General features: G+C 43.6%; 16 protein-coding genes. 11 read left to right on the forward strand and 5 right to left on the reverse strand.

Annotated features, from left to right (window positions below; all coding sequences use genetic code 11):
* Positions 1-3: 3 nt before the first annotated feature.
* The 8 genes from F975_RS05535 to F975_RS05570 all read left to right on the forward strand — a co-directional run bounded on the left by F975_RS05535 (position 4) and on the right by F975_RS05570 (position 5,408).
* Positions 4-315, forward strand: a complete 312-nt coding sequence (locus F975_RS05535) for an urease subunit beta (protein ID WP_004751179.1) — start codon at positions 4-6, stop codon at positions 313-315.
* The gene (locus F975_RS05540) at positions 312-761 is read left to right on the forward strand and encodes a GNAT family N-acetyltransferase (protein ID WP_004751180.1); all 450 of its coding nucleotides are present in this window, start codon (positions 312-314) and stop codon (positions 759-761) included. The genes F975_RS05535 and F975_RS05540 overlap by 4 nt, the downstream gene beginning before the upstream one ends.
* Before the next feature lie 16 nt (positions 762-777).
* Positions 778-2,478, forward strand: coding sequence for an urease subunit alpha (ureC, locus tag F975_RS05545; protein WP_034425783.1), 1,701 nt, complete (start codon positions 778-780; stop codon positions 2,476-2,478).
* A gap of 67 nt (positions 2,479-2,545) precedes the next feature.
* A complete protein-coding gene (ureE, locus tag F975_RS05550) occupies positions 2,546-3,028 on the forward strand; it encodes an urease accessory protein UreE (protein WP_004751182.1) in 483 nt (160 codons plus the stop codon).
* A complete protein-coding gene (locus tag F975_RS05555; RefSeq protein WP_004751183.1) occupies positions 3,015-3,680 on the forward strand; it encodes an urease accessory protein UreF in 666 nt (221 codons plus the stop codon). Before ureE ends, F975_RS05555 begins: the two co-directional genes overlap by 14 nt.
* 51 nt (positions 3,681-3,731) lie before the next feature.
* Entirely contained in the window at positions 3,732-4,346 is a 615-nt protein-coding gene (gene ureG, locus F975_RS05560) for an urease accessory protein UreG (RefSeq protein ID WP_004751184.1), read from the forward strand.
* A gap of 10 nt (positions 4,347-4,356) precedes the next feature.
* Entirely contained in the window at positions 4,357-4,932 is a 576-nt protein-coding gene (locus F975_RS05565; RefSeq protein ID WP_004751185.1) for a HupE/UreJ family protein, read from the forward strand.
* A 215-nt stretch (positions 4,933-5,147) separates the two neighbouring features.
* Positions 5,148-5,408, forward strand: a complete 261-nt coding sequence (locus F975_RS05570) for a hypothetical protein (protein ID WP_004751186.1) — start codon at positions 5,148-5,150, stop codon at positions 5,406-5,408.
* Here F975_RS05570 and rsmD read toward each other — a convergent pair.
* Together rsmD and mrdA are read right to left on the reverse strand one after the other, a co-directional pair.
* Positions 5,403-5,954: a 16S rRNA (guanine(966)-N(2))-methyltransferase RsmD gene (gene rsmD / locus F975_RS05575; protein WP_004751187.1), complete on the reverse strand. Its 552-nt coding sequence runs from the start codon at positions 5,952-5,954 to the stop codon at positions 5,403-5,405. The genes F975_RS05570 and rsmD overlap by 6 nt on opposite strands.
* A gap of 3 nt (positions 5,955-5,957) precedes the next feature.
* A complete protein-coding gene (gene mrdA / locus F975_RS05580) occupies positions 5,958-7,979 on the reverse strand; it encodes a penicillin-binding protein 2 (RefSeq protein ID WP_004751188.1) in 2,022 nt (673 codons plus the stop codon).
* A gap of 316 nt (positions 7,980-8,295) precedes the next feature.
* Between mrdA and F975_RS05585 the strand changes: the two genes are divergently transcribed.
* The 3 genes from F975_RS05585 to F975_RS15815 all read left to right on the forward strand — a co-directional run bounded on the left by F975_RS05585 (position 8,296) and on the right by F975_RS15815 (position 10,591).
* Positions 8,296-9,612: a DUF445 domain-containing protein gene (locus tag F975_RS05585; protein WP_004751190.1), complete on the forward strand. Its 1,317-nt coding sequence runs from the start codon at positions 8,296-8,298 to the stop codon at positions 9,610-9,612.
* Positions 9,613-9,686: 74 nt separating this feature from the next.
* Complete coding sequence (gene adk, locus F975_RS05590) at positions 9,687-10,346, forward strand: adenylate kinase (RefSeq protein WP_004751192.1); 660 nt, start codon at positions 9,687-9,689, stop codon at positions 10,344-10,346.
* 68 nt (positions 10,347-10,414) lie between these two features.
* Entirely contained in the window at positions 10,415-10,591 is a 177-nt protein-coding gene (locus F975_RS15815) for a hypothetical protein (protein ID WP_004751193.1), read from the forward strand.
* Positions 10,592-10,680: 89 nt separating this feature from the next.
* Here the strand turns inward: F975_RS15815 and nth are convergent, their stop codons facing one another.
* The 3 genes from nth to F975_RS05605 form a co-directional block, all read right to left on the reverse strand.
* Positions 10,681-11,367 carry an endonuclease III gene (gene nth / locus F975_RS05595; protein ID WP_004751196.1) on the reverse strand — a complete coding sequence of 229 codons (687 nt, stop codon included), beginning with the start codon at positions 11,365-11,367 and terminating at the stop codon, positions 10,681-10,683.
* On the reverse strand, positions 11,367-12,164 hold the full coding sequence (locus F975_RS05600) for an RnfABCDGE type electron transport complex subunit B (protein WP_004751198.1): 798 nt from the start codon (positions 12,162-12,164) through the stop codon (positions 11,367-11,369). The genes nth and F975_RS05600 overlap by 1 nt, the downstream gene beginning before the upstream one ends.
* A gap of 155 nt (positions 12,165-12,319) precedes the next feature.
* Complete coding sequence (locus tag F975_RS05605; protein WP_004751200.1) at positions 12,320-13,099, reverse strand: ferredoxin--NADP reductase; 780 nt, start codon at positions 13,097-13,099, stop codon at positions 12,320-12,322.
* Positions 13,100-13,112 lie beyond the last annotated feature (13 nt).

The raw sequence follows: 13,112 nt of genomic DNA on the forward strand, positions 1-13,112 counted from the left end.
AATATGATTCCTGGAGAAGTATTGACCTCGGATGCTGACATCGAACTGAATGCTGGACGAGTAACTTTAAAAATTTCCGTGAGTAATCTTGGTGATCGCCCGATTCAGGTCGGTTCACATTTTCATTTCTATGAAGCCAACGATGCCTTGCAGTTTGACCGTGAGGTGAGCAAAGGTTTTCGTTTGAATATTGCCGCAGGAACAGCGGTGCGTTTTGAGCCAGGGCAACGTCGTGATGTCGAATTGGTGGCTTTGGCAGGTAAGCGTGAAGTCTATGGTTTTGCTGGGCGTGTCATGGGGAAATTGGACAGATGATACAGATCCGATCTGCGACACCACAAGATGTTCGTGCCATTCAAGCTTTGATTCAGCCTTATTTCGCTGACTTTGTGGTAGATGAATCAGGTTTGGCACATTTTAGTGAGCAAGTGGTGATGGATTTTATTCATCATTCTGAAGTGCATTCTTTTGTTGCTGAGCAAGATCAGCAGATTTTAGGTGTGGTTGCCTATCGGGAGCCTGCACATCTGTTGCATTTTTTTGTAGATCAGCATCACCACTCACAAGGAATTGGTAAGCAGCTTTGGCAATATGCCGAGCAGCATGCTTTGCAGCAGCCGATTCAGGAATTTACCGTCAATTCGAGCTGTGCTGCGCAAGATGTGTATCGCCGCTTTGGCTTTGAAGCGGTACAAGATGTTAAAGAAGCACATGGGCTGCGCTTTATTGCCATGAAAAAGACTTATCCCACAACACCATAAGATTAGGATAAAAATGATGAAAATGTCACGCCGTGCCTATGCGGAAATGTTTGGTCCTACTGTCGGTGATCGGGTCCGGTTAGCCGATACCGAGCTTTTTATTGAAGTGGAACAAGACTTCACCACTTATGGCGAAGAAGTCAAATTTGGTGGTGGCAAAGTTATCCGTGACGGGATGGGGCAGTCTCAATTGCTGGCGGATGATGTCGCAGATACTGTAATTACGAATGCCTTGATTGTGGATTGGTGGGGCATTGTCAAAGCTGATGTCGGTCTGAAAAACGGGCGCATCTGGAAAATCGGCAAGGCAGGCAATCCTGATATTCAGCCGAATATTACCATTCCACTCGGTGCAGCTACGGAAGTGATTGCAGGTGAAGGGCAGATTTTGACGGCTGGCGGAGTCGATACGCATATTCACTGGATTTGCCCGCAACAAGTGGAAACTGCGCTGATGTCTGGCGTGACCACTATGGTGGGTGGTGGAACAGGACCTGCTGCAGGAACATCGGCAACCACTGTGACGCCAGGTCCTTGGCATATTGGCACCATGCTGCAAGCGATTGACGACTTACCGATGAATATTGGTCTGCTTGGTAAAGGTAACTTGAGTTTGCCTGATCCAATTCGTGAGCAGATTAAAGCAGGGGTGATCGGGCTGAAACTGCATGAGGACTGGGGTTCAACGCCTGCAGCCATTGATAACTGTTTAAGTGTTGCCGATGAATATGATGTGCAAGTTGCGATTCATACAGATACCTTAAATGAAGGTGGTTTTCTGGAAGAAACCCTTGCCGCATTTAAAGAGCGTACCATTCACACCTACCATACTGAAGGTGCAGGTGGTGGGCATGCACCCGACATTTTAAAAGCCATCGGGCAAAGTAATGTCTTGCCATCATCGACCAATCCAACTCGTCCCTATACCGTCAATACCATTGATGAGCATTTGGATATGCTGATGGTCTGCCATCACCTAGACCCTGCAATTGCTGAAGATGTAGCATTTGCCGAGAGCCGTATTCGCCGTGAAACCATTGCTGCGGAAGATATCTTGCAGGATATGGGAGCAATCGCCATGATGTCTTCCGACTCACAAGCCATGGGACGCGTCGGTGAGATGATTATTCGCACATGGCAAACCGCACATAAGATGAAAGTACAGCGTGGCAGTCTAGAAGGTGACAATGCCCAGCACGATAACAATCGCGTGAAACGCTATATCGCCAAATATACGATTAACCCTGCGATTACCCATGGTCTAAGCCATGAAATTGGTTCAGTCGAAGAAGGTAAACTGGCAGATCTGGTGTTGTGGAAGCCAGCATTTTTTGGGGTAAAGCCATCGATGATCATTAAAGGCGGCATGATTGCTGCTGCACCGATGGGGGATATTAATGCCTCGATTCCAACCCCGCAGCCTGTGCATTACCGTCTGATGTTTGGTGCATTCCCGCGAGGAGTTCATCGTACCTGTTTGACCTTCTTGCCGCAGGTCGCGATTGATGCGGGTGTAGCTGAACAGTTAGAACTGAAAAAAATGATTAGCCCGTGTAAAAACACTCGCAATATCAGCAAGCAGGACATGAAACACAATAGTTATTGCCCTGTGATGGATGTGCATCCTGAAACTTATGAAGTGCGTGCAGATGGTGAGTTACTCACCTGTGAGCCTGCGGATGTGCTGCCGATGGCACAGCGTTACTTCCTATTTTAAAAAGATTGAATAAAAACCTTTGCAATATTGTGCAAGAACAAAAGCCATGAAAAGTGAGTATGACGATATGAAAATTTATACCCAACGTCTTGACAATATCGCAGCAGAAGAGCCTTTTGAGGTGGTGGAACTCAGCTTTGATACTCGCCAGAAATCACGTTTTCGTGCCACATTAAACAATGGTACAGACATTGGTGCAGACTTGCCACGGACGGGAATTTTACGCAGTGGTTCATTTATTGCCACGCCAAATGGTGAGATTTTACGGGTGGATGCCAAAGCTGAACGCCTGATGTGTGTGACTGCACCGACTCAGTTCGATCTACTTAAAGCTGCTTATCATTTAGGCAATCGTCATGTGCCATTGATGTTGACGCCTACAGCATTGTATTTCGAACCTGACCATGTCTTGGCAGAAATGGTGCAAGGTTTGGGTTTGGCAGTGAATGAAGTTGAACATCCGTTTGAGCCTGAAAGTGGGGCATATGCACAGCATAGCCATGACCACCGTTTAAGCCCGATTAAGGCTTTACATCATGTCCATCACTAATGCAGCGCAACTGCTGAAATTATTGACCCTGTCATCGACTGCGTTGCCAGTTGGAGCGTACTGTTATTCGCAAGGTGTAGAAAGCGCGATTCAGATTGGACTGATTCAGGATGAAGCCAGTAGTAAGGCTTATTTTGAAGATGTCTTGGAAATGCTGCTGGTACGCTTTGAGCTGCCGATGTTACAACGCCTGATGCAAAGCTATGCAGACACAGAACAGTTTGAGGTATGGGCAGAAATATACCGAGCCAGTCGAGAAACCAAGGAATTTTTGGCGGAGTCACAGCAACTGGCATTTTCATTAAATGCTTGGATTAAAGATGTTCTGCAAATTCCTGTCGAAGTAAAAAAACAGTTTGGTTTTGTGCCTGTGTATGCACAGCTCTGTGGGCGTTTAGAACTTGAACTGGTAGATGTTTTGACAGCGTATACATTTACCGTGTTGGAAAATCAGGTTTTGGCCGCAGTGAAAACTGTGCCGCTTGGACAGATTGCAGGGCAGCGGATTTTATGGCATGTGCATGGCTTGATTCCCGATGCGATACAACGCGCAATGCAATTACAAGATCATGACATGAGTAGCGCCTTACCGAACTATGCCATGCTGAGTATGCAGCATGAAACCCAATATTCACGATTATTTAGATCATAAAACAGATTCTCTCGTTCAGTGCGAGAGTCATAAATTTAGAAGGAAACAACGATGTCAGAACGTAGCCCATTGCGTGTTGGAATTGGTGGTCCAGTGGGATCAGGCAAAACCGCATTAACTTTGAATTTATGCCGTGCTTTACGTGACAAATACAACATGGCAGTTGTGACCAATGACATTTATACAAAAGAAGATTCCAACTTTTTAACCCGCAATGAAGCCATGAATCCTGAGCGTATTGTCGGAGTGGAAACAGGTGGTTGTCCACATACCGCGATTCGTGAAGACGCGTCGATTAACCTTGCTGCAATTGATGACTTATGTGAGAAATTTGATGGCTTGGAGCTGATCATCATTGAAAGTGGTGGTGATAACTTGGCTGCGACGTTTAGCCCAGAATTGTCAGATTTAACCCTGTATGTCATTGATGTGGCAGGTGGTGAGAAAATTCCACGTAAAGGTGGGCCAGGCATTACCAAGTCAGATTTGCTGATTATCAATAAAACCGACTTGGCGCCAATGGTGGGTGCAAATCTGGATGTAATGGATCAGGATGCCAAACGTATGCGCGGCGATAAACCATTTTTATTTTCCAATATGAAAACCCAAGATGGTTTGGCAGAAATTATTCGCTTCATTGAAAAACAAGGCTTGTTTAAATCATAAGGAGAAGGGCATGAAAATTTTAAAAACATTGAGCAGTGCTTTGATCCTGAGTGCTTTACCTGTGCTAGCGATGGCGCATCCAGGGCATGAATTTCCACAGCTTGGTTTTTTAAGTGGTTTTGTTCATCCATTTACTGGGCTAGATCACATGTCCATGGCGGCAGGTTTGGGTGTACTGCTGTGGAAAACCAAACGCCAATGGCAAATGTCGGGTGTGGTTGCACTGGTTGCTGCATTACTGATTGGTTTTGTTATTGGTGCGCAAAATCTATTGAGTGCTTCGGTTGCAGAATATGGCATTGTGGCATCACTGATGGTTTTGGTTGTGGCTTTATGGCATAAACATAGCGTTTTGATGCCTGTTGCAACTTCGGCATTGGCAATTTTTCATGGCATGGCGCATGGAGCTGAACTCAGTTCACAGGGTCACTGGGCAGGGCTGATGCTGGGAATGATTACAGCAATGGCATTGCTTTATGCGATCGGTTTGGGTGTCGGTGCATTGCTTGAACGCTATATTCCAGAGCAAGGTCGTAAAATGGTTGCAGGTGTAGTTGCTCTTGTGAGCTTGTTCGGCTTGGCTTAATTCAGCCATTTTAGAGATTGACAGGAAGTTAAAGTAACTCATTTGCTTTAACTTCTTTTACCTAACCATTCATATCTTCACATTGCATCACACAGCACAGTAAATTCCTTTCAAAATTTGTGATAAACCGTGTTTTAAATTACATGACCCCTCAAGATTTTTAGGTGATCTTTCCCAACAATAGCGCAATGCTGTTGTAGAGAGGATAAAACTTCATGAAATATTTTTGGATTGGTTTGATGTGTTTGGTGACTTTAAATGGCTGTATGGTGCCACACTCGCATGCAGTATTATCCAAACAGACCAATCTTGCATCAGAGCCGTTCAAGCCTAAACCTTTACATGTTGACAATGGTTTTCATGACGATGATGGGCGTGAACATGAGCCACAGCATAGGCGCCGTGAAGTAGTCTATGCGGAAGATTTACGCTGTGATGATCCACCTGATCAGGAGGAAACCACTGAACTGTTATGAAACCTGTTTTTGGAATAAACCAGCCTGAACCTGACCTGCCTTGGTTTGTTTAAGAAGTTGCCATGATGTTGGGAGCTTTAGGCTGTTTAGCGCACGATCAGCTTCTACATAAATCAGCCCCTGATCTTTTAAATGAACATCGGCAAGTTCAGCCAATTCTTGCCACAAATCTAGGCTATACGGTGGATCAAGAAAAATTAGATCAAATTCTTGAGAGAGTTTAGGTAAAACATTTTCTGCCGTATTGCTATAAAGTTGGCAATTTTCAGCTTTAAGCAATTGGATGTTGTCTTTAAGGAATTTGGCTTGACTGCGATCAGGTTCAATCATCACCACTTGCGCTGCACCACGTGACAGGGCTTCAAATCCGAGTGCCCCTGAACCCGTACAGACATCCAGAACGACTGCATTTTGAATATTCCACATTAACCAGTTAAATAGCGTTTCACGCACACGGTCAGGGGTAGGACGTAAACCATCAATCGGCGCAAAACCCAGTTGACGTCGTTTCCATTGCCCACCAATAATACGTAACTGATTTTTCATGCTTTATTCCGTGATATCTACTGGCTGTGAAGCTGCTGCAGGTTTAGGTTTTTGCTCTTGCTGTGGTTTTTGTTTGTTCGGTAGAGCTTTGGGGTCAGCCTGCAAAATGCTCTGACCGCTTGGTAATTGGCTTGGCTGAATCCCTGCTGTCATTAGGCTACCTGTAACCTGGTGAGTCGTTGGGCGAATTGGATTGGATTTGCGTTGTAGCATCCAATAATCAAATACAGGGCGTGCCAATTGTGCTGCTGCACCCCCGTGCCGACCATTTTCCAAAATGACTGCAATCGCAATTTGTGGATTGTCAGCTGGTGCAAAGCCCACAAATAAACCATGGTCAAGCTGACGGTCAGTCAGTGAAGCTTCGTTATATTTTTTACCTTGTGCAATACTTTTAACCTGTGCTGTCCCTGTTTTACCTGCGATTTGATACGCATTGGTACGAATACCACGTCCTGTCCCCTCGTTAATTACATTGACCATGGCATCGCGCATTTTTCCCCAGTCCTCATCAGTTCCTTTAAACTGGACGCGACCATCAGGAGCATTACGCACGGGGAATGGTTTTGCACCACGAGTATTGCTGACCACGTGCGGGATAAGGTGGTAACCGTGATTGGAGACAATCGAGATTGCCATTGCCAACTGAATCGGTGTTGCGGTAAATGCACCTTGCCCGATACTCACCGAAATGGTTTCACCTTTGAGCCATTTGGCTTTTCGGGTACGTAGTTTCCACTCTGGGTTCGGGTATAAGCCAGTACTTTCATTGGGCAGGTCAACTCCTGTTTTTTCACCAAAACCAAACTGGCGCATCCATGAATTCATGCGCTCAATACCCATCTGGCTCGACAGGATATAAAAATAGGTGTCGCAAGATTCCTGAATGGCTTTGTTCAGATCGACAATCCCATGTCCTGTTTTTTTCCAGTCACGGAATTTATGCGAGTCGCCTGGTAAATGGAAATAACCAGGGTCATTAATGGCAGTTGACCAGTCAATCACACCATAATTAATGCCACCTAAACCTTCAACAGGCTTAATGGTTGAACCGGGTGGATAAACCCCTTGTAAAGAACGGTTATAAAGAGGCTGATCAAGGTTGTCACGCAAGGCAACATAATCTTTTGAACTGATCCCTGATACGAACAAATTGGGGTTGAAGCTCGGGCTAGACACCATTGCTAAAATTTCCCCAGTATGCGGATCAATCGCCACGATTGCACCACGACGACCTGCCAGTTGCTCAGACGCAACCATTTGCAGACCATAATCAATCGATAAATACAGATCATTCCCGCGAACAGGGTCTTTACGCCCTAAATGACGCAGGACGTTACCGTGTGCATCGGCTTCAACCGATTCATTGCCCGGAATACCATGCAGCAAATCTTCATAAGATTTTTCAATACCGATTTTACCGATCAGGTTAGTGCCTGCGTAGACATCTTTATTGATGTTTTTTAATTCTCGGTCGTTAATTCGTCCTACATAGCCAATCACATGCGCAAACAGTTCCCCATACGGATAGTAGCGCGTCATTTGTGTTTCAATGTTGACGCCAGGAAACAGGTATTTAACCTCACTGAATTTGGCAATTTCACTTTCATTGAGATTCAGTTTAAGCGCGACTCGTTCAGTTTTTTTGGCAGTTTTGATACGGCTATTGAAACGCTCAATATCATCCTGATTCAGATTTAAAATTGGGATCAGCCGTTTGACTGTACCGTCAATATCGTCAATATCGGCTTTACTGAGTGTTGCAGTAAAAACGGGGTAGTTGTCGGCAAGCAAAATGCCGTTACGATCATAAATATAACCACGTGCAGGAGGGAGTGGCTGTAAGCGAATTCGGTTGTTATCAGAAGCTGTTTGAAATTCTTGGTAATGAAAAATCTGCAAATAGATGTAGCGGGCAATCAATGTTCCGAAACATAGGAACACCATACCGATGGCGATAAAAATGCGACTACGAAAAAGGCGTTTTTCTTCTTGAACATTCTTTAAGGGAAGATGTTGCTTCATATTCGTGTCGTCAATGAGCCATGTGAGAATAAAGGCGGATTATTTTAACTCAACATGAGAATGAAAGTCGCAAGTATTTTACGCATTCTGTGTAAAACTTGTAGTTTGGCTGATTTGACAGCAATTTTTTTGCTCAATGTTGCTACAGTGAATCTTGAAAATCTGCTACAGTGCATTGCAGAACAACATTAAAAAATCATCCTTGTAAAGCAGTCAAATCTTGGTCTTACAAATTTGGTATATTTTAAGTAATTGTATTCGTTCAAAATAGCCTTTCTCTATTGAACACCTGAAGTTATAGCGTACGAGAGCATTCATGTTCGAATTTATTAGTCATTTGTGGCAAGTTTTTATGCATCGTCCAGATCACTGGGCGATAATAAGTATTATCCCAGTGACTGCATTTGTAACATGGGCACATGTGTGGATGGCACTAAAAATGGTGTTCTATCCAATCCAGTTTTGGGGCTTTCATGTTGGCAATCTGCCCATCGGTTGGCAGGGCATTGTGCCACGTAAAGCTGGGCGTATTTCTGGAATTATTACTGATAATACCTTGACAAAAATTGGTTCTCTGAGTGAATTTCTTGAGGCGATGGATCCTGAAGAGATGGCCAAGGTCATTGGCGAACAGGTTAACCACGAACTGGAAAATCTGATTGACGAGATTATGCTGGAGCGTAATCCCGTACTTTGGGAAAATATTCCGTATTCGATTCGCCGCCGTATCTATGATCAGGCGCATAAACAGTTACCTGCGGTACTTGAACATTTGGTCACGGAGCTGACCTACAAGGTTGAATCGCTGGTGGATATGCGAGAAATGGTGGTTCGCCAAATGGAAGCAGATCGCAAACTTATGGTGCGTATGTTTCTAAAAGTTGGGCAAAAAGAGATTAATTTTATTTGGCACATTAGTGCTTTGATTGGCTGTTTCTTTGGTCTATTTCAGATGATTGTCTGGTTTTTGGTACCTTGGCATTGGACAGTCCCTTTCTGGGCATCCATTTGGGGATTTTTAACCAACTGGATTGCCATCTGGATGGTCTTTAATCCAATGTACCCGCACTATGTCCGCTATCCCCAGTTTTTTAGACGTACCCATAACCACCAGTTTCCTTGGGTTGTGCCTGTGATTCCACGTATTGGCACATATAATATTCAGGGCGCTTTTATGAAGCGTCAAGAGGAAGTCTCTGACGTTTTTGCCAAAGTGGTGACTGAAGAGTTAATTACTTTAAAGACCATCATGAGTGAAATGATGTATGGTCATCATAAGGAAAAAACCCGACGTATTGTGAAGCAGCATGTCAATCAGATCATGGATACGCCACTGGTACGTACCACGTTGCAATTGTCTTTAGGATTAAGAGAGTACGCGAAGTTAAAAACAGACTTGATTGACCGCTCAATTGAAATTACGATGGTACCTGTAAGCGACCCTGCATTTAATGCAAGCCGTGCACGCAAAATATTTCAAATGTTTCGAGACCGTATTCGTGAGTTAACTCCAAGCGAATTTCAAAATTTGTTACGTCCCGCGTTTCAAGAGGACGAGTGGATTTTGATTGTATTGGGGGGGGTAACTGGCTTTATTGCTGGTACAATACATTTGTTTGTTGCTTTTTTATAATACTTAGCACTTTCAGAAGGTTAAACTTTCTGGATGGGTTAAGACTGTTTTTATTTTAGATGAGGATTTATTAGATGCGCATTATATTACTCGGACCACCTGGCGCAGGTAAAGGTACTCAAGCTCAGCTGATCTGTAAGCGCTATGATATCCCACAAATTTCAACTGGCGATATGCTCCGTGCCGCAATTCGTGAAGGAACCGAATTAGGGTTGAAAGCGAAAAGTGTAATGGAATCTGGTGGTTTGGTTTCTGACGATTTAATTATCGGCTTAGTCAAAGAGCGTATTGCCCAACCTGATTGTGTCAATGGCTGTATCTTTGATGGTTTCCCTCGTACGATTCCTCAAGCAGAAGCGCTAGAGAAAGAAGGCATTAGCATTGATCATGTTATCGAGATTGATGTTCCAGACGAAGAAATCGTCAAACGTCTTTCTGGTCGTCGTCAGCACCCTGCATCTGGGCGTGTTTACCATGTCGTTTATAACCCACCAAAAGTGGAAGGCAAAGACGATGAAACAGGTGAAGAGCTTGTGCAACGCCCAGATGACCAAGAAGAAACTATTCGTAAGCGTTTAGCTTCATATCATACTGAAACTGAACAATTGGTCGGTTTTTACCAAGGTCGTGCGGCTTCTGGTGACAACGCGCCAAGCTATGATAAATTAAATGGCTTACGTCCGATTGATAATGTTCAAACTGATTTGTTCGCGATTTTAGATCAAGCGAAATAATCGACTTTGACATATAAAGAGCCCTCATTCATAGTAGGGCTCTTTTTTTATGCTTGAAAAGGCTCAATATGTTGAAATTGGCACTGATTTTACTGATTGTTTTGAGTTTAGCCGCTTTAATTTTTCTGATTTTGCAAAGCAAAAAACTGCTGAATGATACAGTGAAGCAGCATAAGCCAATGCCTAAATCTCAAGATAAACCTCAGCCAACCCAATCATCTGTTCGTTCTAAAAAGAAACGCTAATTGAAGCATAATAAATAATATGAGTTAACCAAAATTGCTTTTTAAAAGTGATTGACGCAGTTTGAGCAGAAAATTCAGTGCTATTAAAATTAGTCTTCTGCTTTAGGCTGTTCAGGTTTTATTGCACCAAAATCAAAGCGGTCTCTCCAATTACACACATCTGAAACCACGCATTCAGCACATTTGGGTTTACGTGCAACACAGCAGTAACGTCCATGCAAAATCAGCCAGTGATGAGCATCTAACATAAATTCTTCTGGAATGACTTTAATCAAACGCTGTTCAACTTCAAGCACGTTTTTCCCGACAGCCAGACCTGTACGATTGCCTAAACGAAAAATATGTGTGTCTACTGCTATCGTTGGTTGTCCAAAAGCAGTATTCAGCACGACATTGGCAGTTTTTCGCCCAACCCCAGGTAAGGCTTCCAGATCTTTACGATTGTCAGGAACTTGGCTGTTGTGCTGACCGATCAGAATCTCACAGGTTTTAATGACATTTTCGGCTTTTGAGTTATATAGACCAATGGTTTTGATATATCCTTTTAAACCTTCTAAACCGAGTGCCAGAATCTGTTCGGGTGTATTGGCAATAGGAAAGAGCTTATCAGTGGCTTTATTCACACTCACATCGGTAGCTTGTGCAGACAGCATAACCGCAATGAGCAGCTCAAATGATGAGGAAAAATTTAGCTCAGTCGATGGTTTAGGACGCTGTTCACGTAGCCGCTCGAAAAATGTATATACCTGTTTTTTAGTCATGTTTTTGCTAGACATTAAGCATCACCTTGTAATGCATCTAACTGGGCATTGAGCTGCTGTAGCTGTTCGCGTTTAGCAGGGTTGTCCCAAACGCTGAGCTGTTTTTCCAGTTTTTTAATTTGTGTGCGTAGTTTAGCCAGTTCAATTGTGGTTTTTGCATCGGCAACCAAATCTTGTTCGGCAGATTTTTCAGCGCGTTGAATGGTCGGAACGCTATTTAAATAACTTGAGAACTGCACAAACAATTCGCTATCGATCGCGGCACGGACAATAGGGCCTTTACGTTGAATGCGACGCTGCTCTTCACGTTGAATATGGGCATAATAACGATAACGCAAATCATCTTGCTGCTCGATTTGCTGTGTCGCTGTAGGTAATAGTTCGGTATCTTCGACCAAGTCAATACAGTCGACAGGGCATGGTGGAATACAGAGTTCACAGCCTGTACACAGATCACTCAAAATACTGTGCATCAGTTTGCCACTACCAATAATTGCATCTACAGGGCAGGCATTAATACATTTGGTACAACCAATACATTCATCTTCGCGAATAATCGCTTTCATGCGCTGTGGTCGACCATCGGCTTGAATGTCCCAGACACTTTCTTCGGCTTTCAGCAAAGGGCGCTTTAGAAGCTGTGCAATAGCATCGGCAACAGGCTGACCACCTGGTACGCATTTGTTGGCATCTTCACCTTCACTAATCGCTTTGGCATAAGGCAAACATCCATCACGATGTCCACATAAACCGCACTGGGTTTGTGGCAATAAGGCATCTATTTGCTGGATGAGAGGGAACGGCAAACTCATTTGGCTACGGCTATGCTAAATACAAAGGTAAGAATTGTGCAGAAAAATAGTGAACTCGACAAGCCTTTTTACTGGCTAAGTCTGGTTTTTCAATATGTACACGTAAAAAAACCGAAGCACAGAGCCTCGGTTTTTATTATGACAGATTCAGCAAATTATTTGTCTACGAATGCACGTTCAATTACGTAGTCACCCATTTCACCCATACGTGGAGACTCTTTCAAACCGTGCTGGTCAAGCAATGCAGCCACATCTTTCAGGAAGTGCGGGCTACCACAAAGCATGGCACGGTCAGTTTCAGGGTTGAAACGTGGCAAGCCAATTTTTTTAAAAATCTGACCAGATTCAATCGCAGCAGTTACACGACCTTGAGTGTGGAATGGTTCACGTGTTACGGTTGGGTAATAGACCAATTTATCTTTAATGCCCAACTCTTCGAAGAATTCGTTGTTTGGAAGTTCATTCAAAATCAAATCTTGGTAAGCCAATTCGCTGATGAAACGTGTACCGTGAACGACGATTACTTTTTCAAAGCGTTCATAAGTTTCAGGATCACGAATAACAGACAAGAATGGAGCCAAACCTGTACCTGAAGAAAGAAGGTATAAGTTTTTACCTGGCAACAAATCATCAAGAACCAAAGTTCCTGTTGGTTTTTTAGAAACTAAAATTTCATCACCCACTTGGATTTTTTGCAAAATCGAAGTCAGTGGGCCGTTTTGCACTTTAATCGAGAAGAACTCAAGTTCTTCTTCGTAGTTGGCACTTGCGATTGAGTAGGCACGCATTAACGGTTTGCCGTTGACTTCAAGTCCAATCATGACAAACTGACCATTTTTAAAGCGTAGGCTTTGATCACGTGTTGTTTTAAAACTAAATAAAGTGTCATTCCAATGGTGAACATGGGTAACACGTTCAACGTTAAAAGCAGCCATTCAAGCAATCTCA

It is taken from the genome of Acinetobacter brisouisimilis, from assembly GCF_000368265.1.
Taxonomy (GTDB): Bacteria; Pseudomonadota; Gammaproteobacteria; order Pseudomonadales; family Moraxellaceae; genus Acinetobacter.

Excerpts from the sequence above, each read along its gene's own strand:
- rsmD (WP_004751187.1), bottom strand. The coding sequence starts at position 5,954 with ATGAAAAATCAGTTACGTATTATTGGTGGGCAATGGAAACGACGTCAA.
- ureE (WP_004751182.1), top strand. The coding sequence starts at position 2,546 with ATGAAAATTTATACCCAACGTCTTGACAATATCGCAGCAGAAGAGCCT.
- F975_RS05540 (WP_004751180.1), top strand. The coding sequence starts at position 312 with ATGATACAGATCCGATCTGCGACACCACAAGATGTTCGTGCCATTCAA.
- ureG (WP_004751184.1), top strand. The coding sequence starts at position 3,732 with ATGTCAGAACGTAGCCCATTGCGTGTTGGAATTGGTGGTCCAGTGGGA.
- F975_RS05535 (WP_004751179.1), top strand. The coding sequence starts at position 4 with ATGATTCCTGGAGAAGTATTGACCTCGGATGCTGACATCGAACTGAAT.
- ureC (WP_034425783.1), top strand. The coding sequence starts at position 778 with ATGAAAATGTCACGCCGTGCCTATGCGGAAATGTTTGGTCCTACTGTC.
- F975_RS05555 (WP_004751183.1), top strand. The coding sequence starts at position 3,015 with ATGTCCATCACTAATGCAGCGCAACTGCTGAAATTATTGACCCTGTCA.
- adk (WP_004751192.1), top strand. The coding sequence starts at position 9,687 with ATGCGCATTATATTACTCGGACCACCTGGCGCAGGTAAAGGTACTCAA.
- mrdA (WP_004751188.1), bottom strand. The coding sequence starts at position 7,979 with ATGAAGCAACATCTTCCCTTAAAGAATGTTCAAGAAGAAAAACGCCTT.
- F975_RS15815 (WP_004751193.1), top strand. The coding sequence starts at position 10,415 with ATGTTGAAATTGGCACTGATTTTACTGATTGTTTTGAGTTTAGCCGCT.
- F975_RS05565 (WP_004751185.1), top strand. The coding sequence starts at position 4,357 with ATGAAAATTTTAAAAACATTGAGCAGTGCTTTGATCCTGAGTGCTTTA.
- nth (WP_004751196.1), bottom strand. The coding sequence starts at position 11,367 with ATGTCTAGCAAAAACATGACTAAAAAACAGGTATATACATTTTTCGAG.
- F975_RS05570 (WP_004751186.1), top strand. The coding sequence starts at position 5,148 with ATGAAATATTTTTGGATTGGTTTGATGTGTTTGGTGACTTTAAATGGC.
- F975_RS05605 (WP_004751200.1), bottom strand. The coding sequence starts at position 13,099 with ATGGCTGCTTTTAACGTTGAACGTGTTACCCATGTTCACCATTGGAAT.
- F975_RS05600 (WP_004751198.1), bottom strand. The coding sequence starts at position 12,164 with ATGAGTTTGCCGTTCCCTCTCATCCAGCAAATAGATGCCTTATTGCCA.
- F975_RS05585 (WP_004751190.1), top strand. The coding sequence starts at position 8,296 with ATGTTCGAATTTATTAGTCATTTGTGGCAAGTTTTTATGCATCGTCCA.